The 25,227-nt window shown below is 37.9% G+C and carries 22 protein-coding genes; 17 read left to right on the plus strand and 5 right to left on the minus strand.

The features are described 5' to 3' along the window. The first annotated feature begins 222 nt into the window (after positions 1-222). Positions 223-609 (plus strand): hypothetical protein, encoded by a 387-nt coding sequence (locus JTI58_RS11065; protein WP_205446648.1) that lies wholly within the window; start codon positions 223-225, stop codon positions 607-609. Positions 610-1,073: 464 nt separating this feature from the next. Next, positions 1,074-2,060 (plus strand): homoserine dehydrogenase, encoded by a 987-nt coding sequence (locus tag JTI58_RS11070; protein ID WP_205446649.1) that lies wholly within the window; start codon positions 1,074-1,076, stop codon positions 2,058-2,060. Between the two features lie 58 nt (positions 2,061-2,118). Here JTI58_RS11070 and JTI58_RS11075 read toward each other — a convergent pair whose 3' ends face one another. Continuing rightward, positions 2,119-2,349: a MerR family transcriptional regulator gene (locus JTI58_RS11075; protein ID WP_205446650.1), complete on the minus strand. Its 231-nt coding sequence runs from the start codon at positions 2,347-2,349 to the stop codon at positions 2,119-2,121. A gap of 155 nt (positions 2,350-2,504) precedes the next feature. Between JTI58_RS11075 and JTI58_RS11080 the strand changes: the two genes are divergently transcribed. From JTI58_RS11080 to JTI58_RS11095, 4 genes are all read left to right on the plus strand, one after another. Then, positions 2,505-3,368, plus strand: coding sequence for a DMT family transporter (locus JTI58_RS11080; protein ID WP_205446651.1), 864 nt, complete (start codon positions 2,505-2,507; stop codon positions 3,366-3,368). Positions 3,369-3,444: 76 nt separating this feature from the next. Next, a complete protein-coding gene (locus tag JTI58_RS11085; protein WP_205446652.1) occupies positions 3,445-4,137 on the plus strand; it encodes a response regulator transcription factor in 693 nt (230 codons plus the stop codon). Continuing rightward, complete coding sequence (locus JTI58_RS11090; RefSeq protein WP_016994457.1) at positions 4,115-4,270, plus strand: hypothetical protein; 156 nt, start codon at positions 4,115-4,117, stop codon at positions 4,268-4,270. Before JTI58_RS11085 ends, JTI58_RS11090 begins: the two co-directional genes overlap by 23 nt. A 16-nt stretch (positions 4,271-4,286) precedes the next feature. After that, complete coding sequence (locus JTI58_RS11095) at positions 4,287-6,497, plus strand: sensor histidine kinase (protein ID WP_205446653.1); 2,211 nt, start codon at positions 4,287-4,289, stop codon at positions 6,495-6,497. Positions 6,498-6,533: 36 nt separating this feature from the next. On the opposite strand, the gene JTI58_RS11100 is transcribed toward JTI58_RS11095, so the two are convergent. Further along, positions 6,534-7,682 (minus strand): acyl-CoA dehydrogenase family protein, encoded by a 1,149-nt coding sequence (locus tag JTI58_RS11100; protein ID WP_205446654.1) that lies wholly within the window; start codon positions 7,680-7,682, stop codon positions 6,534-6,536. A 308-nt stretch (positions 7,683-7,990) separates the two neighbouring features. Between JTI58_RS11100 and JTI58_RS11105 the strand changes: the two genes are divergently transcribed. From JTI58_RS11105 to JTI58_RS11120, 4 genes are all read left to right on the plus strand, one after another. After that, positions 7,991-9,070: a metallophosphoesterase gene (locus JTI58_RS11105; RefSeq protein ID WP_205446655.1), complete on the plus strand. Its 1,080-nt coding sequence runs from the start codon at positions 7,991-7,993 to the stop codon at positions 9,068-9,070. A gap of 104 nt (positions 9,071-9,174) precedes the next feature. Next, the gene (locus tag JTI58_RS11110; RefSeq protein WP_205446656.1) at positions 9,175-10,011 is read left to right on the plus strand and encodes an undecaprenyl-diphosphate phosphatase; all 837 of its coding nucleotides are present in this window, start codon (positions 9,175-9,177) and stop codon (positions 10,009-10,011) included. Positions 10,012-10,304: 293 nt separating this feature from the next. Further along, positions 10,305-11,597 carry a globin-coupled sensor protein gene (locus JTI58_RS11115; protein ID WP_205446657.1) on the plus strand — a complete coding sequence of 431 codons (1,293 nt, stop codon included), beginning with the start codon at positions 10,305-10,307 and terminating at the stop codon, positions 11,595-11,597. A 799-nt stretch (positions 11,598-12,396) separates the two neighbouring features. After that, positions 12,397-13,359 carry a 2-hydroxyacid dehydrogenase gene (locus JTI58_RS11120; protein ID WP_205446658.1) on the plus strand — a complete coding sequence of 321 codons (963 nt, stop codon included), beginning with the start codon at positions 12,397-12,399 and terminating at the stop codon, positions 13,357-13,359. Between the two features lie 39 nt (positions 13,360-13,398). On the opposite strand, the gene JTI58_RS11125 is transcribed toward JTI58_RS11120, so the two are convergent. Next, positions 13,399-14,199, minus strand: a complete 801-nt coding sequence (locus tag JTI58_RS11125) for a TIGR00266 family protein (protein ID WP_004229711.1) — start codon at positions 14,197-14,199, stop codon at positions 13,399-13,401. 407 nt (positions 14,200-14,606) lie between these two features. Here JTI58_RS11125 and JTI58_RS11130 point away from each other — a divergent pair, with 407 nt between their 5' ends. From JTI58_RS11130 to JTI58_RS11145, 4 genes are read left to right on the plus strand one after another with little or no spacing between them, the layout of a single operon-like run. After that, positions 14,607-14,804: a hypothetical protein gene (locus tag JTI58_RS11130; RefSeq protein WP_205446659.1), complete on the plus strand. Its 198-nt coding sequence runs from the start codon at positions 14,607-14,609 to the stop codon at positions 14,802-14,804. Beyond that, a complete protein-coding gene (locus tag JTI58_RS11135) occupies positions 14,794-16,272 on the plus strand; it encodes an aldehyde dehydrogenase family protein (RefSeq protein ID WP_205446660.1) in 1,479 nt (492 codons plus the stop codon). Before JTI58_RS11130 ends, JTI58_RS11135 begins: the two co-directional genes overlap by 11 nt. Before the next feature lie 26 nt (positions 16,273-16,298). Then, entirely contained in the window at positions 16,299-17,471 is a 1,173-nt protein-coding gene (locus tag JTI58_RS11140) for a saccharopine dehydrogenase family protein (RefSeq protein ID WP_205446661.1), read from the plus strand. A gap of 9 nt (positions 17,472-17,480) precedes the next feature. Next, entirely contained in the window at positions 17,481-18,674 is a 1,194-nt protein-coding gene (locus tag JTI58_RS11145; protein ID WP_205446662.1) for an acyl-CoA dehydrogenase family protein, read from the plus strand. Between the two features lie 111 nt (positions 18,675-18,785). Here JTI58_RS11145 and JTI58_RS11150 read toward each other — a convergent pair whose 3' ends face one another. Then, positions 18,786-18,944 carry a hypothetical protein gene (locus JTI58_RS11150; RefSeq protein ID WP_243456384.1) on the minus strand — a complete coding sequence of 53 codons (159 nt, stop codon included), beginning with the start codon at positions 18,942-18,944 and terminating at the stop codon, positions 18,786-18,788. A 528-nt stretch (positions 18,945-19,472) separates the two neighbouring features. On the opposite strand from JTI58_RS11150, the gene JTI58_RS11155 reads away from it, so the two are divergent. Then, positions 19,473-21,569 (plus strand): beta-propeller domain-containing protein, encoded by a 2,097-nt coding sequence (locus JTI58_RS11155; protein ID WP_205446663.1) that lies wholly within the window; start codon positions 19,473-19,475, stop codon positions 21,567-21,569. A 650-nt stretch (positions 21,570-22,219) separates the two neighbouring features. On the opposite strand, the gene JTI58_RS11160 is transcribed toward JTI58_RS11155, so the two are convergent. After that, positions 22,220-23,629, minus strand: a complete 1,410-nt coding sequence (locus tag JTI58_RS11160) for a polysaccharide deacetylase family protein (RefSeq protein WP_243456386.1) — start codon at positions 23,627-23,629, stop codon at positions 22,220-22,222. 336 nt (positions 23,630-23,965) lie between these two features. Here JTI58_RS11160 and JTI58_RS11165 point away from each other — a divergent pair, with 336 nt between their 5' ends. Both JTI58_RS11165 and JTI58_RS11170 read left to right on the plus strand, forming a co-directional pair. Then, a complete protein-coding gene (locus tag JTI58_RS11165) occupies positions 23,966-24,718 on the plus strand; it encodes a threonine/serine exporter family protein (protein WP_205446665.1) in 753 nt (250 codons plus the stop codon). A gap of 12 nt (positions 24,719-24,730) precedes the next feature. Further along, positions 24,731-25,207, plus strand: coding sequence for a threonine/serine exporter family protein (locus JTI58_RS11170; RefSeq protein WP_081010948.1), 477 nt, complete (start codon positions 24,731-24,733; stop codon positions 25,205-25,207). Positions 25,208-25,227: the final 20 nt, after the last annotated feature.

The raw sequence follows: 25,227 nt of genomic DNA on the forward strand, positions 1-25,227 counted from the left end.
TATCAGAACCTTATAAAAAATAATACCAAGTAATTTTATATGTATTATTGACTTAATTAAATCCTTGTTATATACTAGGAAATAAGTTAAGGGTACGAAAATTCTTGTTAAAAAAGGTAAATGTTTTCATAAGTGCTCCCCCACTTTTGAATATATAGAAGAGCAGTTGCCTAGCCAGTAACTGCTCTTCCCAAAAAAACTGATGATAAAGGAGTGTTTAAAATGGGTAATATCTATAGTGCACAAAACATTGTATCCTATCTAATATATGAGCTAAATGAAGGGCATGTCTTTGTCAACAATAAGTCCATTCAACACCTTCTTACATCAGTCGAAAGAAAATGGCAGCAAGTCTTTGGTCATACAGCATTTCAAGAACATGTTTTTGCTGAAGAGGAAGACTATACTGTTAAGGAAGTATTTGAGGCATATGAACAGTACGGTGTGAGCCATATCTCACTTCCTGCGACAGAGATTTACTTAAAATATGGTACATTTCAATTAGTGGAACGTACGTATGCAATACCAAATTTTACAGAAGAAGAAATTAGTCTTGTTCAACAAGCTTTAGCACAATATCGTTATCAATTGCTTTCAAAAGCAAGTTAAAACCCCCTCATATATTTAAGCTCATTCTCTGCTGCTACAGGGAATGAGTTTTTTCTTTAAAGGGATTGTTATGAATGTCCGAGCATACATATATATAATAGAAGAAAGACATTCGTATATTGAAATGTAAATAGTCAATATTTGTTCAAATCTTATAGAATGATTAATAAAACGTATAATAAAGGGAATGAAACCGATTTCTTTTGCACATCTAGAGAAAACAAATGTCCTTCCTAGAAAGATTTTTCTTGTGCAATGTATGTATTTGCGTTACAATTTTCTTTAAGTTAAATTTTGAATTATTTGAATTTGTATGTGTTCCAACACATATAGAAATAGCGAAACTCATACAAAGAAGAGTTGTTGGCTAAAGACTGCGGTGGGTGTCAAATAGTCATGACACAACCCCATGGAGAATTAGCTTTAATGAAACTGCGGAATGTAAGTTGGAGGGAATAACAAGAATGGCAACTATAAAGGCAGCGATTTTAGGATTTGGAACGGTAGGTCAGGGGATCTACCATATTTTAAATGAAAAACGAGAAGAGCTAAAAAATAAATTAGGTATTGAATTAGAGGTAGCGAAGATTTTAGTGACAGATGCTAGTCGCGAACGTGTGCCAGGAACAGCACATTTAATGACAACAAGCATGGATGAAGTCTTAGCAGAACCAGGTATGCAGGTTGTGTTTGAAGCAATTGTTAACGAAGAGCCTGCATACAGTTATTTAAAGCGAGCAGTTGAACATAAATGTCATGTTATTACAGCCAATAAAGTGATGTTTGCCAAACGAGGTTTAGAGTTGCAGGATCTTGCAAAAGCTAATGGCGTTTTTGTAGGCTATGAGGCTACTACTGCTGGTGGTGTACCTGTTATTAAAACAATGAAAAATATTTTACTTGTAAATGATGTAAGTCGTATACAAGGCGTCTTAAATGGCACATGTAACTATATTTTAACAAAAATGCGTGCACAGGGCTGGTCTTTCGAAACAGCTTTAAAAGAGGCACAAGGCTTAGGTTATGCTGAAGCAGATCCATATAATGATATATCTGGGCAGGATGCATTTAAAAAATTAATGATTTTAAGTGCCTTAGCTTTTGGAGAGCAACCAGATTGGTCAGATGTAGAAGTGATTGGGATCGATAGTATCTCTGCTGAACAAGTTCGTGAAGCGTGTGAAAATGGTCTGCGTTACCGCCATGTAGCTGAAGTGGAGAAACGGGCTGACGGTAAAATTATTGCTAAAGTCGGTCCACAACTAGTTGATAAAGAGCATCCACTTTATCCAGTCGATGATGTGTTTAATGCGGTGGCATTAGAGACTAACTATATTGGTACATTAACATTAGTTGGTCCTGGAGCAGGGATGTACCCAACTGCGAGTGTCATGGTAGAGGATTATGCTGAAATCATTGGGAAAAGAGCAGGATTTGTTGTCACAATCTAATAAAAGCTTTAAAAAAGCCCACCATTCAACAATGTTTAATTGTATGAATGGTGGGTTTTTAGTCTTCATCTTTGACGTCAATATCCTCTGGAATAGGAGTAGAACGCCAAATTTCAATTTCCTCTTTAATACGTTCCAATTGTTTAAAATAAGTGCTGAATTGGCCACTATTGATTAGAATTTGTTGTCCATCGTAAACAGAACGGATGCGTCCTTCGTAAACTAGACGCATTACTTGATCCTCAGGCATACCGAGATCAAAAGCTGTCTCTTCAATTGTTTTATACATACGATTCGCTCCTTTTACTGTTTTTATTATAACGTCCATTATTGAGAAAGCATACTGTGGTAATGAAAAGAAAAGTAAAAATGATAATTGTTTGATTTTGGATAAATATGTATGATTAGTATTGAGAACGTAGTGAAGCGGGGATGAGTTGATAAATGTTAAATCCATTGTTTGTATTACTAGCAGCTATTCTATGGGGGATGACTGGAACTGCCCAAACCTATTTGGACCAAGGGGTATCTCCAATAGCAGTGGCCACAATTCGTTCTGCAATTGGTGGCGGTTTATTATTAGCCATTACGATTTTATTGCGGAAAATTAACTTTTTAAGGTGGTCGTGGAAATGGACGATTTTAGCTGCGGCTAGTATAGCTCTTTTCCAAGGTCTTTTCTTCTCATCCATTCGTCTAACAGGTATAGCCATTGGAACTGTTGCTACTATTGGCAGTGCACCGGTGTTTTCTGGTGTTTTAGAGTGGCTATTATGGAAAACACGCCCCACAGCGGTATGGGGACTTGCTACATTGATGGCCATTATCGGATGTCTTTTATTATTTATGAATAATGGAGAAGAGTCTGTTCACATTGGCGGATTCACACTAGCACTTTGTGCAGGTCTAGCCTTCGCATTTTATACAAACATAAGTAAAAAATTAATGGCACAGGAAGATGCATTACCAGCAGTTGCTATGACGTTTTCCATTTGCACGTTGTTTTTACTGCCGTTTTCCCTAGAAAATGGATTTTTTTGGTTAGGAAATGTGCACAACTTATGGACAATGCTGTTTATGGGGATTATGTGTACAAGCGTAGCGTATTTATTGTTTTTAAATGGACTACAAAAAATTAGTTCATCCACAGCTGTAACACTTTCATTAGCAGAACCATTGACTGCAGCAATTCTTGGTGTGTTTTTAATTGGAGAACATTTAAGTATAGTATCTTGGCTTGGGGTAGCAATGTTATTAGGAGGCATTGTTGTTTTAACACTAGGTGGAAGAAAAAAGCTAAAACCTTAAGAAATTCTTCATTTTTATAATAGCTGGTTTTTAAGATTTGAGAGATACACTTATATTTGAGAGCGAGGTGTATATCATGACGAAATTAACAGTTCTTGTTACAGATGACGATCAAGATATTCGTGATGGTATTGAAATCTATTTAAAAAATGAAGGCTATCATGTCATTAAAGCAGCAGATGGCTTAGATGCATTAAAAAAGCTAGAGAACAATGAAGTACATTTAATTATTTTAGATATCATGATGCCAAACATGGATGGAATTACAGCAACCTTTAAAATTAGGGAAGAGCGCAATATTCCAATTATCATGCTGAGTGCAAAGGCGGAGGATGGCGATAAGATTCATGGATTATCGGTTGGAGCAGATGATTATGTGACAAAGCCATTCCATCCATTAGAGCTATTGGCACGTGTAAAATCTCAGCTACGACGCTATGTTCAGCTAGGGACGTATAGTGAGGGTGCTGCAAAGGTGGAAATCGACGGACTTGTTCTTGATGAAGAGGCAAAAGAGGTTGTATTAGAAGGAGAGGCTGTTCGACTAACCCCGATAGAATATAAAATTACGGAATTATTAATGAAAAATGCAGGGCGTGTGTTTTCGATTCGTGAAATTTATGAACGTGTTTGGAATGAGGAAGCTTATAATGCTGAAAATATTGTAGCTGTTCACATTCGGAAAATACGTGAGAAAATTGAAGCTGATCCGAAAAATCCACGCTATCTAAAGGTGGTATGGGGCGTTGGCTATAAAATGGAAAAATAAACTAGAGAAGTATATGACAATTGCAGGATTTGTAGCAGGCGTTGTTGGACTCATTTATTTTGGTGTTTATGCCTATCAAATTGTCAATTCTCGCTCCTCAGAAGTTTTACAGTTACTAGAAAGAATTTTTTAGAGGAGTGTAAAGACTTATGGTGAAAAAATGGAAATCCCTTCTCGTATTAATGTGTTTAATCTGGACGGTTTTCGGTGTACTTACTTTTTATCATGTGGGTTATCAGTATATTGGAAAATCATATTTCGAATCGGAAAATTTCCAGCATGAAATCGATAATTTCACTGCAGAACTAGGACCGTTATTAATCAACGTTCCGAATGCACAGGAATTAAAAAATAAAATAGAGATTACCCAAACTGAAATAGAGGATCATCGTAATTACTACGGTACATTAGGACAGCAAATCGATAATATTAAAGCACAATATGAACAGCGCATTCAGGAAGCTGTAGATGCCAATGCAACAGAATTAAAGACAAAGCTAGAGACTGAACGCGATACTAAAATTAAAGATATTACAGCAAATTTTGAAAATGATGAACATGTACGAAAGAAGATTCTTGCAGAAAAAGAAGCGCTTATTGATAAATATATCAAAGCCGCACAAAGTGAATCCAAAAGCTTTAGTAAGACCTACGACTATTGGTCTTATGAGTTGACAAATACAGAAACAGGTAAAATTTACCGTTCTGGTGATGTTTCTGAAAGTAGTGCCTATAAAATAAAGTATACTGATCGAAAACCGCTATATGCATGGAATATTAGTGATAATTTAAGAGATATTTTTTACCGTACAGAAACGTATGTGAATGTAGATGACCTTTACGAAACGACAGAATATACAGGTGTAGTAGCTATCTCTAAAAAAGCAGTAATGTCAGAAGATGTGATACAAGGAGGATACCAACAATTTCAACAGTTTCAACGCAATCAATATACCCATTACTTTATTTGGATTACAAGTATTATAATGGCCGTCTTTGTTTGGAGGGGGCGTAAGGACGTATTACAGATTGTTAGGAGCATGAAGGAAAAAGATCTTTTATCAAAGTATAAAATTGATGTGCAAATTATTCTTTTGTTAATAACGGGCCTTATGTATTTCATTTCAGCACAAGTTGTTTTTGAATCGATTGAATATAATTCAATATATAATTATAATTATGTGCGTTTTATACTTGATATTGCCTTTAAAATAGCTGTTTTAATGGTAATTGGCAGTGCCTTCTTTGTGCAATTAATATGGTTGTATACAAGAGTAGATACTTTGAAAAAGCTAGAGGGAAATGTGAAATCGAGCTATTTATGGTCACTTGGGGATTCCCTTACTGATTTATTTATTAATCGTTCGATTGCATTGCATTCCATTGTGATGCTAGCTGCAGCATTCTTTGGAGGAGGTAGCCTTGTCGCTTTCATGGCTGGAGTAGGAGGTTTCGCAGTCCTTGTGCTTGGTATTTGTATGCTTATAGGATTCCCTGCTATGATTGTTTTCCTATCAAGAATGGGTTATTTAAATCGCATTATGAAAGATACGAAGGATATGGCTGAAGGTCGTTTAAACCGCGATGTAAAGATAAAAGGGAAATCACCGCTTGCAGGTCATGCAGAAAACCTCAATCATTTACGAGAAGGCGTGCGTACGTCTATGCATGAACAGGCGAAAAGTGAGCGTTTAAAAACAGAGCTAATTACAAATGTGAGTCATGATTTACGGACTCCTTTAACCTCTATAATAACGTATACCGATTTACTGAAGAAACCAAATATTACAGAAGAAGAACGTCAACAATACATTCATATTCTCGATAAAAAATCTGAACGTTTAAAGGTGCTAATTGAAGATCTATTTGAAGTATCGAAAATGGCAAGCGGTAATATTGAACTTCATCGCAGTCGAGTTGATTTGACACAGCTTATCCAGCAAGCAGTAGGAGAGCATAAGGAGGATCTAGCACAATCTAATTTAGATTTACGAATGACGATGCCAAATGATCTAATTTATGCATATGTGGATGGTCAAAAGTGGTGGAGACTCATTGATAATTTAATTGTCAATGTCTTGAAATATGCGCTTGAGGGAACTCGTGTCTATGTGACATTAAAGCGTACGGCTGATGGCGATGCTGAATTTACAGTGAAAAATGTAGCGAAGTATGAAATTAGTGAGGATGCTGAGGAATTATTTGAACGCTTTAAACGTGCAGATGCTTCTCGTCATACAGAGGGCTCGGGGCTTGGATTAGCCATTGCACAATCCATTGTCGATTTACATGGAGCAAGGATGACCATTGATGTAGATGGAGATTTATTTAAAGTAATTGTTCGAATTCCAGCAGTTTAATGGTAAAAAGGCGGCAAACTTCTGCCGCCTTTTTTATTATAGACCTAAATTTTTGGCGATAATAACCTTCATGACTTCATTGGTTCCTGCATAGATGGACATAACAGGTATATCTCTATACCTTCTAGCAATCTTATATTCCTCCATATAGCCATAGCCACCATGCAATTGCATGCATTGCGTAGCAAGGTCACGTGCATTTTCAGTAATCCAGTATTTTGCCATAGATACTTTAGTCACAACATCATTCCCTGCGATATGCTCTTCAATCAAGGATTCTAAAAATGATTTACCAAGCTCAATTTTAGTAGCCATTTCAGCTAATTTAAATTGTGTATTTTGGAAGTCACCAATTGTTTTACCAAAAGCTTGGCGTGATTTCACATAGTCTAGCGTTAATGCAAGCATATCCTCAGCGGCTGTTTGTGCGGCAATCGCTACGGCTAATCGCTCTTGTTGTAGTTTTTCCATCATATAATGAAAGCCCTTGCCCTCTTCTCCAAGTAGGTTTTGCACAGGCACTCGACAATCTTCAAAATAGAGTTCAGCAGTATCTTGGGCATGCATACCCACTTTTTCGAGCTGCCTTCCTTTTGTAAAGCCAGGTGTACCTTCTTCAATAACAAGTAGGCTGATGCCACGATGCTTTTTTTCAGCCTGTGGATTTGTTTTCACTGCGACAACCGCTAAGTTTGTGTGGATACCATTTGTGATAAAGGTTTTTTGACCATTTACAATATAATGGTCACCATCGCGAATAGCCGATGTTTGGATATTCGCCAAATCTGAACCTGTACCAGGCTCGGTCATTGCAATAGCGGTTATATAGTCGCCTGTAACACACTTAGGTAGCCAGCGTGATTTTTGTTCGTGTGTACCATATGCCTCAATATAAGGTACGACAATATCATTATGCAAGCCGACCCCAATAAGGCTGGAGCCTATACGTTCAAGTTCTTCTTGAATAATGACACCAAAGCTGAAATCCAGGCCCAGTCCACCATATTGTTCTTCTACTTGTGGACAAAGATAGCCCATATCACCAAGCTTACGCCAAAAAGAAGGCGGAATAAGATGATTCTTTTCCCATTGTGCATAATGCGGTTCAGCTTCTTCAGCTAAAAACTTACGAAAGGTTTTACGAAATAACTCATGCTCTGTTGTTTCAAATTTATAACGTGTCATTTGAAATAGCACCCCTTTTTCCTCGTAAATGCGTAAATTTGCTCGTTCATCTACTATGTTACTGGAAGATTTGTGAAAATCAAAGTAACTTTTCAGGTAGAATGACAAAAATGTCATCTATATACAATGAAATGTCATGTAAAACGAGAGTAACTAATGAAATGAAAAGGTAAACTTATATTTGTCATTGAATAAAGTGACAAGTTCCTATTTTCTCTAGAAGATTATTCAAGTGCTTCAAGCAATATGATTGTTAAGTATAATGATATAATCAATTAAATTATAGAAAGAAAGTAGAGGACTTGGTTATGCCAAAAGTAATCGGCGGTGTTCTTTTAATTAGTATTTATAGTGCGTTGACTTTCTATTTAGGGTGGGGAGTAAAGCAGTGGCTTGTGGCAATGGGATGGTTCCGTTTCCCGGTTCTATTTTGGTTGGTGCTGTACATTGTTGCTTTTAGTATTATAATCGGAAGATTACACGAGTCTTTACGAGTGTTTTCTGTAATCAGTAATTACTGGATGTTTATCTTTGAGTATGGCTTATTGCTATGTTTAGCTGCTCAGTTCATTATTTGGTTAACACCTTTTAAAAATGTACAAATAATTGGTAGTGTAGCAGTTGCAGTCTTATTTTTGCTAAGTATCATTGGCTCTTATTTAGCCTATTCTCCAGTTGTTCGTCATTTAGAAATAACAGTTGATAAAAAAGACAGTGAGTTAAACACACTAAGAGCTGTTGTGGCGTCTGATTTTCACTTAGGTGTTTTATCACATAAAAGACATTTACAACGTTTTGTAAGTTTAGCTAATGAAGCACAACCAGATATCGTGTTGTTAGCTGGGGATATCGTGGATGATGACCCGAAATGGTTTGTTCAAGAGGGCATGGCAGATGTCATGAAACAATTAGCATCTACATATGGAACATATGGTATATTAGGTAACCATGAATATTATGGCAAAAAAATTACTGAATTTATCAAGGAAATGGAAAACGCCAATGTAAAAATGCTACTAGATGAAACAATTCTTATAGAAGATGCGTTTATATTAACAGGGCAAGAAGACAGGACGAATAAAGAAAGAAAACCACTTGAAGTATTAAAGCATTCTGCTAACTTACCATGGCTTGTGATGAACCATACACCTGATGACTTGATCACACCTTCGAAAATGGGTGTTGATTTACATATGTCTGGTCATACACACAAGGGACAACTGTGGCCAAATCAATATATAACAGCTCGTGTATTTGAACTGGATTATGGTTATAAGTTGAAGGAACAGATGCATACACTTGTTTCATCAGGCTATGGCTTCTGGGGCCCGCCGATGCGAATTGGCAGTAGATCAGAGCTTTGGGTAGTAGATATAAAATTTCAGTAGTATGTGATAATCTGGAAATAGGCTTCTTAGGTGAAATGGCAGTAGTATATGAAAACATAGTATTTTATAATAAGTGGGTATTTGATTAAAAAAGGTAAGGTGACATGGTGGAAATTATAGAGTTATTAAAAGCGTTGATATTAGGCTTTGTCGAAGGTATGACAGAATTTGCACCAGTATCTTCTACGGGTCATATGATTATCGTGGATGATATGTGGTTAAAGACAGAGGAGTTTTTGGGAAAATATCCTGCCAACACATTTAAAATTGTTGTACAACTTGGATCCATATTAGCGGTTATCGTAGTTATGTGGAAACGCATGCTAAGCTTAGTTGGTTTATATAATATTGAAGGTCAAGCTAAGTCCATAAATGGTCGCTTTAACTTATTGCATGTTATTGTTGGGATGCTACCGGCAGTTGTCTTAGGCTTTGCATTCAAGGATTTTATTGATGACCATCTTTTTAAAGTAGAACATGTTATTTATGCGCTAGTGGCAGGAGCAATTCTAATGATTGCGGCAGATAAATTGGCACCGAGAAAACCAAAGGTAGATTCTTTAGATAAGATTTCCTATGGTTTAGCATTTAAGGTAGGGCTAGTACAATGTCTATCTCTATGGCCAGGATTTTCTCGTTCAGGTGCAACTATTTCTGGTGGGGTACTCTTTGGTATGAGTCACCGTGTTGCAGCTGATTTTACATTTATTATGGCTGTTCCGATTATGGCAGGAGCTAGCCTCGTATCCGTTTTGAAAAACTGGGATACTTTATCTATGGACTATTTTGGATTCTACGCTGTCGGATTTATTAGTTCATTCATCTTTGCATTACTGTCCATAAAGTTTTTCTTAGCACTTATTTCAAAGGTAAAATTAATGCCTTTTGCCATTTATCGTTTAGTTTTAGCCGCAGTTCTTTGCGTTATCATTTTCATGTAAACAATAAGTCACGCTTCTTCTCGAAGAAGCAGTGGCTTTTTTTGCGTTAAAATTATTGAATCATTCATCCATTTTTTCATTAAAGTGAAGGTAAATGAGTATAAAGAATCATATTTAAATATAGAATAATAGCAAATTATAATAATATTAGACATCATTTACCTATATATTGTTCATTTGGTTGATTTGAGATTATAATTGATACATAAAGTATCTAATTATTTGTTGTTTTTTTATGGATTATAGGAGTATAGACTTAGTGAAGTATATGATTAAAATATGAGGTGGAGAAAATGTTTCAACTTATCAATAGATCCAAGAAAAATACAATTGAAATAAGCAATGAAACAACTATCGGTATTTTTATTGAAGATTCAGACCGTCTACTACAATTAAATCTTGTAGGGTTAAGTGTGCATGATCTTCAACTGATTAATAGTTTAAAACCATATGTAGAAAGAAATGTAGTAGAAGTGGTAGGGGCATTTTATCATGCAATAGAAAGTGTTCCTTCTTTACAGGAGGTTATTCAATCACATAGTTCCAGCGAGCGTTTACGTCAAACATTACGTCACCATATTATTGAAATGTTTGAAGGGCGAATAGATGAAGCCTTTTTAGAAAAGCGAAGACGTGTGGCAAAAATGCATGTGAAGATTAATTTATATCCGAAGTGGTATCTAGCAGCTTTTCAAATTCTAGAGAAATCACTCCGGAAAATAATTTATGAGCTTCGATTACCTAAAGGTGAGGAAGAGAAGTTTTGTGATGCTATCAGTAAAATATGTAATTTTGAACAACAAATTGTTTTAGAAGAATACGATAGCTATGCAAGTATATTAATTGAGGAACAACGCAATAATGTTAGGGACCATGTAAAGGAAGTCATAGGTGGAATTTCTACACAATTAGAGGTTCAATCACAAACTACGACTGAAACAGTAGCAGAACTTGTATATAGCGCACAGCGTGTCAACACTTCTTTGAAGGATAGTATGCATGAGGCTGAATCTATGCAAAAAGTGTCTAGTGAAGGTTATAGTAAAATAATATCTATTAATGAACAAACAGGGAAGATTCATCATAAAACCGTTGAAATGGCAAATATGGTGGAGCAATTAGATGCGTCTTCTTCGAAGATTAATGCCGTTGTAGAAATTGTCAAAAGTATTTCAGGGCAAACAAATTTACTTGCGTTGAACTCTGCAATTGAGGCCGCACGTGCTGGTGAACATGGTAAAGGCTTTGCAGTTGTTGCAAATGAAGTACGCAAGCTTGCGGATCAAACGAAAAGCTCTGTTGAACAAATTGCTGAGTTGATCATGATGTCGAATGGTATCACAACACAAGTAGTACAAGCCATTCAGGACATACAGGAGCTTGTGAATAGTAGTATTGAACGGAATGCAGAATCTTTAAAGGCATTTGATGCGATTTCTGGATCTGTAGAGGATTCAATCTCGAATTTTCAAGAAGTCGGCAATCAAGTATCTGAATTAGCGACTATTATTGAGTCAATTGGTGAATCATCTGAAGAATTAGAGAGGGTGGCTAATCGCTTAAATACAACAATCAGAGAGTTTTAAAAGAAACAAAGCTATGCATAAAATCTATGCATAGTTTCATGTTGTTGAAAAAAGAAGATGTTAACGGCAGAAAAAGCAACTTTGCAAGGTGAGAGGTTGATTTCCGTTCCGCCAGCGTCCTTTCCAGGGGGCGTCCGATGAGCCGCTTCACTCACTAACGTTCGCTCCAGGGTCTCCTCTGTGACGCTAAATCCCCTAGGAGTGACGCTGGCTCCACTCCAATCAACCATTCTGAAAATGTCTTTCATACTAGTAGTAGTGAACAAAATAGCCCACTATTTGTCTTATTAGAGAGAGGAGAGGCACTTATTTTTAATGTGAAGAAGTGATGCGTGACAACACCCCTCCATAAAGAGTAGTGAACACCTTTACTTTATTTGAAAACCTTTGCTAAAAAGGTAACACTTTTGTATGTTGAAGTGGAAGGCTACTTGACTCCCGTGGGATAGCGAGACAGGCGAAGCCCTGCACGGAGCGGTAGCGGAGGAAGCGATTCGGCGCTCGCCCACAGGAAAGCAAGTAGCCTGCAACGGAAACCATTTTCACCTTTCACAAAAATTCTATTGATGGTTTTGTTTTTCAACAATATGAAGCTATGCATACAATCTATGCATAGTTTTTTAGTACTGTGAATTAGGATAAAAGGTCTTATTTTATGGATAAATCAACTAATAGGCTGATGAATTAGCTAATAACAATCTCTTATAGATAGATGAAGACTACAAAACCCTAGAAAATGCTTGTTTTAAGTGTTACGCTATAGGCGAATTAGGGAATTGATTAGAGGGGTGTTTGGAGCATGAAAAAGAAATTATTTATAACACGTAAGTTTCCTACACATATTGTTGAACTATTACAGGAGTTTTACGAAATCTCACAATGGGATGAGGAAGAGATAGTGATCCCACGTGAAAAATTGCTAGCAGCTGTCGCTGACTGTGAGGTGCTGTGGGTAACGATTGCAGATCAAGTAGATGAAGAATTACTTTCACATGCACCCAACTTAAAATTAGTGACGAACTTAGCAGTTGGATATAATAATATCGATGTGAAGGCTTTAAAGAAACGAGGCATTATGGCGACGAATACGCCTGGGGTATTAACTAATACGACTGCGGATTTAGTATTTGGCTTACTGCTTGCAACTGCCCGTAGAATTCCAGAAAGCGAAAGATATTTACGTGAGGGCAAATGGAAAAGCTGGTATCCAATGCAACTGGTTGGCAAGGATGTATCAGGAGCCACAATCGGCATTATTGGCATGGGAAGAATTGGCCAAGCCGTTGCTAGAAGAGCAAAAGGTTTTGATATGAAAATCTTGTATAATAATCGCAGACGTCGTCATGAAGCGGAAGAAATGTATGGCTTCCAGTATGTTTCGCTGGAGGATATTTTAAAGCAATCTGATTTTGTTGTGATTATGACGCCTTATAATAGTGATACGGAAGGACTCATTGGAGCACAGGAGCTTGCTTTGATGAAGGAGGATGCGGTATTAATTAATGCCTCACGTGGTGGGATTATTGATGAGGATGCCCTGTATGACGTCCTGAAAAATGGGAAGCTTTGGGCTGCAGGATTAGATGTATTTGAACAAGAGCCGATTGCGATGAACCATCCTTTATTAACACTTTCGAATGTAGTAGCTCTGCCACATATCGGTAGTGCATCATTAGAAACGAGAACGGCCATGCTGATGTTAAATGTAAAAGCATTGACAGCATATGGACAAGGTAAGGCAATATCCAATCGAATTGATTAAAAGAAGGAGCATATCGGCGAAAGATATGCTCCATTTTTTTTATCTATTGAATAAATCGAATAAGCCGCCGATACCGCCTTCACCTTTAGACTGACCGCCTCCGCCTTGCGAAATAGGTGCTGCTGCAAAGACACGGCTGGCTAAACGGCTAAATGGTAATGATTGTACCCACACTGTGCCAGGACCACGTAATGTAGCAAAGAAGATTCCTTCGCCACCAAACAGTGCAGTTTTTACGCCTCCAACCATTTCAATATCGTAATCCACATTGGATGTCATTGCTACAAGACATCCTGTATCTACACGCAAAACTTCACCTGGTTGTAATGTTTTTTCGTGAATGGCTCCACCTGCATGTACAAAGGCCATGCCGTCACCTTCAAGCTTTTGCATAATGAAACCTTCACCACCGAAGAAGCCTACACCGATTTTTTTCTGAAATTCAACGCCAACAGACACACCTTTAGCTGCTGCTAAGAATGCATCTTTCTGACAAATAATTTTACCGTTTAATTGGCTTAAATCCATTGGAATAATCTTACCTGGGTATGGTGAAGCGAAATAAACATGTTTTTTACCTGAGCCAACATTTGTGAATGTTGTCATGAATAAGCTTTCACCTGTTATTAGTCGTTTTCCAGCACCTAATAATTTTCCCATTAGACCACTTTGTGAGCCACCTCGTGAGCCGTCACCAAAAATAGTTTCCATATGGATCGAATCATCCATCATCATTAACGCTCCTGCTTCTGCAACAACTGTTTCCTGAGGGTCAAGCTCAACTTGCACATATTGCATGTCGTCACCAAATAACTTGTAGTCAATTTCATGATTATTCATAAAGGGATTCCTCCAAAAATAAATTTAATGATACTGTATACGATTATAAGCTACATTGGTTTCAATAGAAAATTAAATATTTTAGAAAAAAAGGGAATTAGTTAGAAAATGTCGAATATAAAAAACTAGAATGTGTATTATTTATTTTCATTTAACGAAGGGTATTGTGAATATACATAACCTTAAGAGGCTTCTAAATTTAGAGGTCATCCTCTATATTGAGGTAATGAAGTTAAGTGGAAATAAAGCCTCTGGCAGTTGTCACCGATTATTATTGAAATGCTAGTATTACATGGTGTGATGTATATTGAAAATTCGGAATTTTGACATATTTTATCTTCGTTCAGTAAAAGATTCCTACCTTCAAAATGAATAAGATATTCTATTCTTTTGGTGGAGGATCAAATATGGATTGTATGGAGATAAAGCCAATGGTAGATGTCACGGATAGTGAAACGTGCAAGCACATTACACTGCTCGGACGCAATTATTCCAAGGCGAAATGGATTCTGGTTAAATTCATAGACTTATACCTATGGAATACGACTGGTACAACAGCTGAGGCATCAAAGAGTATTTCAGGGGGTGTATGTAGTGGAGATTAAAAACTATATCGGTGGTAAATGGATCACACATTCACATTTACAAAGTATAGCAGTGACGAACCCTGCAAACGGTGAGCAGCTTGCTACCATACCGCGCTCTACTTCAAATGAGGTAGGCGAGGCTGTAGCTGCTGCCAAACAAGCACAAAAAAGCTGGGCACTTATACCAGCTCCAAAACGTGCAGATTATTTATATGCCATCGGTCAAAAAATGAAAGAGAAAAAAGAACATTTGGCGACCGTTTTAACAAAAGAGATGGGCAAGGTCATTGAAGAAGCTAGAGGAGAAGTACAAGAAGGAATCGATATGGCATACTATATGGCTGGTGAAGGACGCAGATTGTTTGGTGAAACAACACCATCTGAGCTTGCCAATAAATTTGCTATGAGTGTAAGGGCACCTATAGGCGTTGTAGCGCTCATTACACCTTGGAATTTCCCTGTTGCTATTGCCACTTGGAAGTCATTTCCTGCTATTGTTGCAGGGAATACATTCATTTGGAAACCGTCTAATGAGACACCGATGATGGCCTATGAAATGGGTAAAATTTTTGAGGAAGTAGGCTTACCAGATGGTGTAGCCAATATCGTATTTGGTACAGGACCTACAGTAGGGACAGCATTAATTGAACATCCTGACGTCAAGGTTATTTCGTTTACAGGATCTACGACAACGGGCAGTAAAGTAGCTGAGCTTGGCGGGAAGCATTTGAAAAAGGTTTCATTAGAGATGGGTGGAAAAAATGCTGTTATTGTCATGAATGATGCTGATTTACAGCTAGCTACAGAAGGGATTTTATGGAGCGCATTTGGTACTGCTGGGCAAAGGTGTACAGCATGTAGCCGAGTCATTGTGCATAAAGATGTAAGAGAACAATTAGAAAAACGTCTCTTAGATGAAATGCAAAAACTCACAATTGGGGATGGTCTAGACGAGGAAGTTAAAATTGGGCCAGTGATTAATAAAGCAGCATTGGAAAAAATTAATCACTATGTGCAAATAGGTAAACAGGAAGGTGCCACATTATTAGCAGGCGGCAGGATATTAAATGAACCACCTTATGATAAAGGGTTCTATTATGAGCCAACATTGTTTACGAATGTGAAGCCTGACATGATTATTGCCCAAGAGGAAATCTTTGGTCCAGTCGTTTCTCTAATTGAAGTAGCAAGTTTGGAAGAAGCAATTGAAGTAAATAATGGTGTGAAATTTGGCTTGTCTAGCTCAATATTCTCACAAGATGTCAATACAATTTTCCGCGCACAGCGTGATTTAGACACAGGTATTGTTTATGTAAATGCCGGCACAACAGGTGCTGAAATCCATTTGCCATTTGGAGGTACAAAAGGGACTGGAAATGGACACCGCGATTCAGGTGTAGCTGCCCTGGATGTATATACAGAGTGGAAAAGTATTTATGTAGACTACAGCGGTAAATTACAAAGAGCACAAATCGATACAGAGTAACAGATCAACGAAAGGGGATGTTCTTGATGAAAGTTGTTGTATTAGGTGCAGGTTTAATGGGGAAAGAGGTAGCTCGTGATTTAATAAAAAACGATAAAGTTGGGCGTGTGTTTTTAGGAGATATCGATGTAAAAGTAGCACAAGAGTTTGTCGACTCGCTGGGCTCAAATAAGGTTGAGGTTGTAGAGCTTCATGCAGAACGAGACGACTCGTTAATGGATGTTATTTCAAAAGGTGATGTTGTCGTTAATGCGCTATTTTATTCGTTCAATGAGCGAGTAGCGAGAGCAGCGATTGAGGCAGGCGTACATTCCGTAGATTTAGGAGGCCATATCGGTGGTGTTACAGAGAAGATACTAGATCTTCATGAGGAGGCAAAAGTAAAGGGCGTTACAATTATCCCTGACTTAGGCGTTGCTCCTGGTATGGTCAATATTCTAGCGGGCTATGGTGCCTCAAAATTAGACGAAGTAGAATCTATTAAACTATTTGTTGGTGGTATTCCAACTGAGCCAAAGCCTCCACTTCATTATACACGTGTATTTTCTCTAGATGGCGTATTCGATCATTATACTGAGCCTTCAAAAACGATTCAGAAGGGCAAGCTTGAAGAAGTTCCATCCCTATCAGGCGTTGAACCTATTTATTTTGATGATTTCGGTGTGCTTGAGGCATTTTATACATCTGGTGGAATCTCCACATTGTATAAGACATTCCCGAATGTCCGCACATTAGAATATAAAACAATCCGCTATAAAGGCCATGCAGAGAAATTTAAACTTTTAGCAGACTTAGGCTTCCTTGATTCTGCAAATAAGGTCGAAGTGGATAACCAAGAAGTTCCTGTTCGTGCAGTCGTACGAGAGGCACTCAAAAAGAAACTTGAATTGGGTACAAAACCTGATGCTGTATTGTTACGTGTGATTGTAGCTGGTGAAAAAGCCCAGCAGCAGGTGACATATGAATATGAAATGGTTGTACGTAAGGATATGACAATTAATGAAACAGCTATGGCACGTGCTACCGCAAATACGATTTCAGTTGTAGCTCAGATGATTGGTGCGGGTGCTATTACAGAGCCTGGTGTATTCCCGCCTGAAGCAATCGTGCCAGGTGATACGTATATTGAAGAGATGGCTAAACGTGGCGTGGTGATTAAAGAGACATCACATAAGTCTACTATGATTGTGAAATGGTAGGTGCTGACCATGAACTTTGAAATGTCCACTGAGCAGGAAATACTACGAAAAACAGTAAGACAGTTTGTTGATGAAGAAATCATTCCCTACATTGCAAAGTGGGATGCTGAAGGTGGCTTTGATGCTAAAATTTGGTCGAGGCTTGCTGAGCTTGGCTTAATGGGGGTTTGTGTTCCCGAACAATACGGTGGTAGTGGGATGGATTATAATGCACTTGCTATCGTATGTGAGGAGCTTGAACGAGGAGATACAGCATTTCGCACAGCTGTATCTGTCCATACGGGCTTAAATAGCATGACCTTAATGCAGTGGGGGACGGAAGAGCAAAAGCAGCGATACCTTGTTCCGCAAGCTAAAGGTGTTCGGATAGGAGCATTTGGTCTCACAGAACCAGGTGCTGGGTCTGATGTAGCTGCCATGTCAACAACTGCTGTCCATGATGGAAACCATTATATCCTCAATGGACAAAAAACGTGGATCTCCTTATGTGATATTGCAGATCACTTTATCGTTTTTGCCTATACAGACAAATCGAAGAAACATCATGGGATTAGTGCGTTTATTGTAGAACGTTCCATGGCTGGCTTTACATCTAAAGCGATTAAAGGCAAATATGGGATTCGTGCTGGTAATACAGGTGAGCTCTTTTTTGAAGACTTACGCGTGCCAGTTGAAAACCGACTTGGCGAAGAGGGCGAGGGCTTCAAAATTGCCATGTCTGCGCTAGATAATGGTCGATTTACAGTAGCGGCAGGTGCTGTTGGTTTGATCCAAGCTTGCATAGAGGCTAGTGTGAAATACTGTCATGAGCGAGAGACATTTGGTAAACCTATTGGTGAGCACCAGCTTGTTGGACGAATGATTGCTAACATGGAAGCGGGCTATCAAATGAGTCGTCTCCTTGTCTATCGTGTTGGTGAATTGAAAAACAAAGGTGTTCGAAATACTCGAGAGACATCATTGGCAAAATGGCAGTCTTGTGATTTTGCCAATAAGGCTGCTGATGATGCGGTACAAATTCATGGAGCATATGGCTATTCAGACGAGTACCCAGTTGCTCGTTATTTAAGAAACTCCAAAGCACCTGTAATTTATGAAGGAACTCGCGAAATTCATACTATTATGCAGGCTGATTATGTGTTAGGAAGACGACAAGATAAGCCATTAAAAAATATGTTGCCTAAATGGCCATTTGAAGAATAAGAGGCTGGGACAAAAAGAAAAAATGTTAGACCAAGATATAATTGGTCTAACATTTTTTTGATTTAGGAAGGCATATTTAACTTCTTAAAGTGAAAAAGCTAATATCCATTTTTATTGTTTTTCAATATAATCGAGTTCTGTCCCAGCCTCTTCATGTTGTTGAAAAAAGATGATGTCAACGGCAGAAAAAGCAACTTTGCAAGGCGAGGGGTTGATTTCCGTTCCGTCAGCGTCCTTTCCAGGGGGCGTCCGATGAGCCGCTTCACTCACTTACGTTCGCTCCAGGGTCTCCTCTGTGACGCTGGCTCCACTCCAATCAACCATTCTGCAAAGTGTCTTTACTTTTTTTCATAGTAGCATAGTGATTAAATCGCCCATTATCTGTATTCTTAGAGGGGATAAACTCTTATTGGGGAAGTGATGCGTGACAACACCTCTTCATAAAGAGTAGTGAACACCTTCACTTTATTTGAAAACCTTTGCTAAAAAGTTAGTGGGTTGAAGTGGAAGGCTACTTGACTCCCGTGGGATAGCGAGACAGGCGAAACCCTGCACGGAGCGGTAGCGGAGGAAGCGGTTCGGCGCTCGCCCACAGGAAAGCAAGTAGCCTGCAACGGAAATCCATTTCTACCTTTCAATTGACTGTTTTGTTTTTCAACACTAAGAAACGAGAGGGAAGTGTTTCCCTCTCGTTTTTTTATGTAATCACAGCATACTTAGAAAATTTCAGAAAAATGTAACTTTCCGCATTTTTACTAGTCTAATTGATAAACAAGTATATGAAAGGGAGGAAAAATGATGAAAAGTAAATGGTTCGCAATTATGCTGATTATCGTTCTGGCTATCGTGCCTGGCATTTTCACATGGATAGTGAATACAGATGTGACGGCAAAGGCCGCTAGCGCAAGTATGGCAACACAAAACTGGCAAGCATCTTTTTCAGTTGCTTTAAAGAAAAACAAAATTACTGAAGAATATGTCTTTATCACTACGGAAAAAGGACGCAAAGTAACTGCAACAATTGAATTGTTGGAAGATCAGAAAACGGTAGTGGTGAAAAATTTAGCACCAGGTAGTTATCAATTGCATGTGAAAAAGGAGGCCTTTGCACAAGGCGGACTGAATGTAGCTTCACAGACAATTCCATTTACAATTATCGAGACATTAACAGCCGTCAAATCGGAGAAAGAGTTACAGCAGTATTTTAAAAAGTTGTTAACAACTCAAAGAGTAGAAATTAGAGAAGACGAGAGTGCCCAAAGTTCAGCAAGTGAAGATAAAGCAACTGCTAATAATGAGTCTACAACCAATAATCAAGTAGAGGGGGTAGAAGAGGGAGACATAGTTGTTGTAAAAGATGGCTTTATTTACACTGCAAAAGATCAGAGCATTACAGTTGTGAATGCTAAAGATCCTAAGAATTTAAAGATGGCTACAAGTATTAAATTAAAAGAATCCCAATACATTTCTAAGCTTGCGCTATATGACAATCTATTAATTGTCATCGGGGATCAATATATTGAAAAAGCACGAACAGCCATGGTAACAGCATCATTTTATGATATTTCAAATCCAAGCAATCCAAAGCATGTACGTGATGTGGGGCAAGAAGGCTTCTTACAGGATATTCGAATAACGAAGGACACATTATATTTAATCGGTAATATGTATCCGAATTATTGGATGCTACAAGAAGACAATAAAACCGATTTAAAGCCTAAAACATTTGATAGTATGGCAGGAACAGAGTACAAAAATCTGCCTTTAGAAAAAATCTCAATATTACCAAATACGATGGATGGTACCTATAGTTTAATTACAGCTGTCGATTTAAAAAATGGGGCTAAGACAACGGCCAATACGAAAGGGTACTTAGGTGGAAGTAGTGGTCTTTATATGTCAGAAAACGCCCTGTATTTAACGACACCAATGTATGAAAGCAGTAATGATGTTTCATCAGAAAAGCGTGTTATGGATATGATTTGGTTACCGAGATCAGCTGACACCCAAATTTTTAAATGGAATGTCGATGGAACGACTTTGAACTTTGCTGGAAGTACTGAAGTAAAGGGAACTGTTTTAAATCAGTATTCAATGGATGAATATAAGGGGAACTTCCGAATCTTTACAACAGAAGGTAATACGTGGGATGAGAAAAGTACTTCCTATAACCATCTCTTTATTTTGGATGAACATTTAAAAACGCTCGGTTCAGTGAAAGATATGGCCCCTGGAGAAAAAATATATTCAGCTCGCTTTATGGGGGAAAAAGCATATGTGGTGACATTTAAACAAGTAGATCCACTGTTTGTTATTGATGTAGCGAATCCGAAAAAGCCTACTGTACTAGGAGAATTGAAGATTCCTGGCTTCAGTAATTACCTACATCCATTAGATGAAACGCATTTAATTGGTATTGGTTATGATACAGAGCAGCGCTACGATTCTTATACAAAACGTAATTTTACCGTGACAACCAATATGAAGATGTCCCTATTCGATGTATCGGACTTCCGAAACCCGAAAGAGCAATCGACCGTAAAAATTGGTGGAAAAGGCTCTTCCTCTGAAGTGCAATACAATCCTAAAGCGCTATTCCGCAATAAAGAATTCAACTATTTTGGCTTCCCAGTAGTACTGTATGAGGCAGGTAAGGGAGATGAAGTTGTATATCAAGGTCAGGGTGCTCAAATTTATGAGATTACTGCTGAGAAAGGGATTGTATTGAAAGGAAATATAATCAATCGTAATAATGATGAGTCATATGAAAATTGGGAGCAGGTTGTACAACGAGTTGTCTATATAGATGACACTCTTTATACAATTGCACGTAACGAGGTAAAGAGCTATCAGCTAAATGACTTCAAGCCATTAGATACATTAACAATAAAATAATAAGAAAGGTCCAATGAATAACAAAATTCATTGGGCTTTTCATGTTGTTGAAAAAGATATTGTCACTTGTAGAAAAAGACTTTTTGACAAGGTAAGAGGGGTTGATTTCCGTTCCACCAGCGTCCTTTCCAGGGGGCGTCCGATGAGCCGCTTCACTCACTTACGTTCGCTCCAGGGTCTCCTCTGTGACGCTAAATCCCCTAGGAGTGACGCTGGCTCCACTCCAATCAACCATTCTGCAAAGTGTCTTTACTTTATTTCATAGTAGCATAGCAATCAAATAGCCCATTATCTGTATTCTTAGAGGGGATAAACTCTTATTTTCAATGTGGAGAAGTGATGCGTGACAACACCTCTTCATAAAGAGTAATGAACACCTTCACTTTATTTGAAAACCTTTGCTAAAAAGGTAACACTTTTGTGGATTGGAGTGGAAGGCTACTTGACTCCCGTGGGATCGCGAGACAGGCGAGTCACTAAACGGAGCGGTAGCGGAGGAAGCGGCTCGGCGCTCGCCCACAGGAAAGCAAGTAGCCTGCAACGGAAATCCATTTTCACCTTTTACCAAAATTCTATTGATTGTTTTGTTTTTCAATACAAAGAAAAGTCCAATGAATATCGAAATTCATTGGACTTTTTCTTTGTCAATACTATTGGCGATATGGCAGTATCTCTGAAACAGTTACAAATTCATAGCCTTGCTCTTGTAAATAGGCAAGAACAGCGTCAAGTCCGTCTGCAGTGGATTGATGAATATCATGCATTAAGACAATGGCATTATTGTGTAAATTATTTTTTACATGTGGCAATAGTTGCTGTGCATTGCGATGTTTCCAATCTAATGTGTCAATCGTCCAGAGCACGACAGGGACAGGAATCTCCGCGTTAATTGTATCATTAGTTGCACCATAGGGTGGTCTAAAAACAGTCGCACCTTGATTGATTGCTTTCTCAATTTCAGTAGCAGTAGTGTTATACTCTTTCATTACTTGTTCTTGCGTAAGCTTTGTTAATACAGGGTGGTTCCATGAATGGTTTCCAATTTCATGACCGCGCGCAAGAACATCTTTTACGATGTCGGGATAATATTGTACACGACTACCAAGCATGAAGAAGGTAGCTTTTGCGTGATACTTATCGAGAATATTTAAAATTTGCTCCGTCACTTTTGGATGTGGACCATCATCAAACGTTAAGGCAATACGTTTTTTATTTGGATCACCAGTTGGCGGTGGATTAATTGGTTTTACATTTTCCATTGCAATTTGAAACTCGGAGGCTAACAATGGGTTAATAAGCGAAAGGGGTAGTTTCACTATTGGGGTACCTGCTGCTCCACTAGCAATCTCATATTCATCGAAATAGAATTGTAATGAATCGTCAACAATAGCAAAGCGATTGAAGTTAGACCATTTTGGTTCCGTAGCTTTTAATAGTTCATCATTGAAAAGCTCATCCTTTAATTGGAGGTTTTTTTGCAAATCTTTTCGGACGTTTACCGCCAACGTAGATAAGTTATTCTCATCATGTTGTAAGAGTGTTTGGATCGTAATTTGTTCGCCAGTTTCGTTGTTAATAAAGAATGTTTTTGTTGAGACTTCGTGATTGGCTCCACCTAGATATAGCATCTTTGTTAGCACAAAGGAATAGTAATGCTCTCGGTATGGAAACGTTTCAAGACTAATATTTAATTCACCCATAGCTTCTTTATCTTTAATTTTTTTCATCGATGTTAGATAGTTTTCTTTTGAATCCGATATGTATTGTAATACGGCATCATTAAAAACTTCGTTATCTGTTTGTGGGTAATGAATAGCAAATGGTGTTCGTTTGTCATTTGAAACGTCTGTCACAATACGTATGCCGGGAAACGCAGAACTTTCGGTCGATAAATGACTATTCACCGATTCCGTCTCGGATTCTTTTGAAGCACTAATCTTTTGAAACTTAAATTCATCCTTTGAAAGGATAATAAAAAGTATAATAGTTGTTAAGGTCACAATAAGGCTAAGTAATAAGAAATCAATTATTGGACCGCGTCTTTTTCTGCGTTCCTGCATGGTGTTGGATACGCTCCCCTCTTTTTTATTTTCTATACAATCAGACGTGTCAGTCATTAAAAAAGTTATACAAATCTATAATCTTTTTATGTTATTTTATAGGAATTTATAAAGATCACTTTTCCTTCTATAGTTAGTGAATTAATTGTAGTTGTACTTCTTTTTAAGAGGTTGTAAAATACCTACTAAAATAGAAAAAATCATGCGCAATATTAGTGAGACTGTGAAAATAAATTGAAAGATAACTAATTGCTTATTAAAAAATTTTCAGTTGAGTTTTTATTAGCAGTTCGTTAATATTGGCAAGGAACCTTTTGAAGGAGGCAGATAGCTGCAATGGTCTTACAAGATGCGGATAATGAACTTACGATTGACTGTTTGTTGCTTGCAGGGCGTATTATGATTGAAAGTGGTGCAGAAACATATCGCGTAGAGGATACGATGCTGCGTATGGCACATTCTCAAAATATGCCAAATGCTCAATGTTATGCCACACCAACTGGCATCATTTTTTCGTTAGGCAAGACACAGCCAACAAGAATTACATCAATTTCCAGAAGGGTTACAGATTTGCAAAAAATAGCCTTGGTAAATTCAGTATCTCGTAGACTCACATCTCAAATCATAACATTAGAAGAAGCTTATGACGAGCTAAAGTCGATACAAAAAACAAATTATTTTTTACCAACTTATTTACAAGTTTTGGCAGCTGCACTTGCTAGTGGTTGTTTCCTAATTATGTTTAAAGGTGGTTGGTCTGATTTTCCTATAGCTTGTTTAGCAGGTGGACTAGGTTTCCTAGTACTTGTAATAATCAATCATTTAACAAAGGTAAAGTTCTTTTCTGAATTTACAGCATCACTCGGCCTCGGCTTTGTGGCCTTCTTGGCAGTAAAGTATGGTTATGGTACTGAACTTGATAAAATTATTATTAGTTCCGTCATGCCACTCGTACCAGGTATTTTGATTACAAATGCTGTTCGTGATTTAATGGCAGGTCATTTTATGTCAGGGATGGCAAAGGGAGCAGAGGCCTTTTTAACAGCCTTTGCTATTGGTGCAGCAATTGCCGTCACACTAGGATTTTAGGAGGCGGACAATATGCAGATGATGGACATTATTATACAATTAATTGTTAGTTTTTTTGCGACGGCTGGGATTGCCATTATTTTTAATGTTCCTAGAAAAACATTACTTCATTGCGGTCTTGTTGGGGTAATTGGCTGGATTATTTACTATGTTCTAACAGAGCAAGGGATGGATGTTGTCAAAGCCTCTTTCTTTGGCTCATTTGTCATAGCGATTGTTGCTCATTTGTATGCCCGACGTTTTAAAATACCGATGATTATTTTTATTGTTGGTGGAATTATACCGTTAGTGCCAGGGGGCATGGCCTATAATGCGATGAGAAATGTAGTAGAAGATGATTACTTACAAGGCTTGCAATATGGCTTAAAGGCATTTTTAATTACAGGTGCCATTGTTATTGGTCTTGTTTTTGCAGAAGTAATTATTCAACTCATATTCCGCTCCGTTCGTTCAAGTAAAGTAAAATTGCAAAAGGTTTATAAAAAATAGAAGGAGGCTGCGTGCACAAT

The organism is Lysinibacillus fusiformis (assembly GCF_016925635.1).
GTDB lineage: Bacteria > Bacillota > Bacilli > Bacillales_A > Planococcaceae > Lysinibacillus > Lysinibacillus fusiformis_F.

Excerpts from the sequence above, each read along its gene's own strand:
- JTI58_RS11155 (WP_205446663.1), top strand. The coding sequence starts at position 19,473 with ATGAAAAGTAAATGGTTCGCAATTATGCTGATTATCGTTCTGGCTATC.
- JTI58_RS11105 (WP_205446655.1), top strand. The coding sequence starts at position 7,991 with ATGCCAAAAGTAATCGGCGGTGTTCTTTTAATTAGTATTTATAGTGCG.
- JTI58_RS11165 (WP_205446665.1), top strand. The coding sequence starts at position 23,966 with ATGGTCTTACAAGATGCGGATAATGAACTTACGATTGACTGTTTGTTG.
- JTI58_RS11120 (WP_205446658.1), top strand. The coding sequence starts at position 12,397 with ATGAAAAAGAAATTATTTATAACACGTAAGTTTCCTACACATATTGTT.
- JTI58_RS11125 (WP_004229711.1), bottom strand. The coding sequence starts at position 14,199 with ATGAATAATCATGAAATTGACTACAAGTTATTTGGTGACGACATGCAA.
- JTI58_RS11095 (WP_205446653.1), top strand. The coding sequence starts at position 4,287 with ATGGTGAAAAAATGGAAATCCCTTCTCGTATTAATGTGTTTAATCTGG.
- JTI58_RS11070 (WP_205446649.1), top strand. The coding sequence starts at position 1,074 with ATGGCAACTATAAAGGCAGCGATTTTAGGATTTGGAACGGTAGGTCAG.
- JTI58_RS11140 (WP_205446661.1), top strand. The coding sequence starts at position 16,299 with ATGAAAGTTGTTGTATTAGGTGCAGGTTTAATGGGGAAAGAGGTAGCT.
- JTI58_RS11160 (WP_243456386.1), bottom strand. The coding sequence starts at position 23,629 with ATGCAGGAACGCAGAAAAAGACGCGGTCCAATAATTGATTTCTTATTA.
- JTI58_RS11080 (WP_205446651.1), top strand. The coding sequence starts at position 2,505 with ATGTTAAATCCATTGTTTGTATTACTAGCAGCTATTCTATGGGGGATG.
- JTI58_RS11100 (WP_205446654.1), bottom strand. The coding sequence starts at position 7,682 with ATGACACGTTATAAATTTGAAACAACAGAGCATGAGTTATTTCGTAAA.
- JTI58_RS11075 (WP_205446650.1), bottom strand. The coding sequence starts at position 2,349 with ATGTATAAAACAATTGAAGAGACAGCTTTTGATCTCGGTATGCCTGAG.
- JTI58_RS11085 (WP_205446652.1), top strand. The coding sequence starts at position 3,445 with ATGACGAAATTAACAGTTCTTGTTACAGATGACGATCAAGATATTCGT.
- JTI58_RS11170 (WP_081010948.1), top strand. The coding sequence starts at position 24,731 with ATGCAGATGATGGACATTATTATACAATTAATTGTTAGTTTTTTTGCG.
- JTI58_RS11110 (WP_205446656.1), top strand. The coding sequence starts at position 9,175 with ATGGTGGAAATTATAGAGTTATTAAAAGCGTTGATATTAGGCTTTGTC.
- JTI58_RS11065 (WP_205446648.1), top strand. The coding sequence starts at position 223 with ATGGGTAATATCTATAGTGCACAAAACATTGTATCCTATCTAATATAT.
- JTI58_RS11145 (WP_205446662.1), top strand. The coding sequence starts at position 17,481 with ATGAACTTTGAAATGTCCACTGAGCAGGAAATACTACGAAAAACAGTA.
- JTI58_RS11130 (WP_205446659.1), top strand. The coding sequence starts at position 14,607 with ATGGATTGTATGGAGATAAAGCCAATGGTAGATGTCACGGATAGTGAA.
- JTI58_RS11115 (WP_205446657.1), top strand. The coding sequence starts at position 10,305 with ATGTTTCAACTTATCAATAGATCCAAGAAAAATACAATTGAAATAAGC.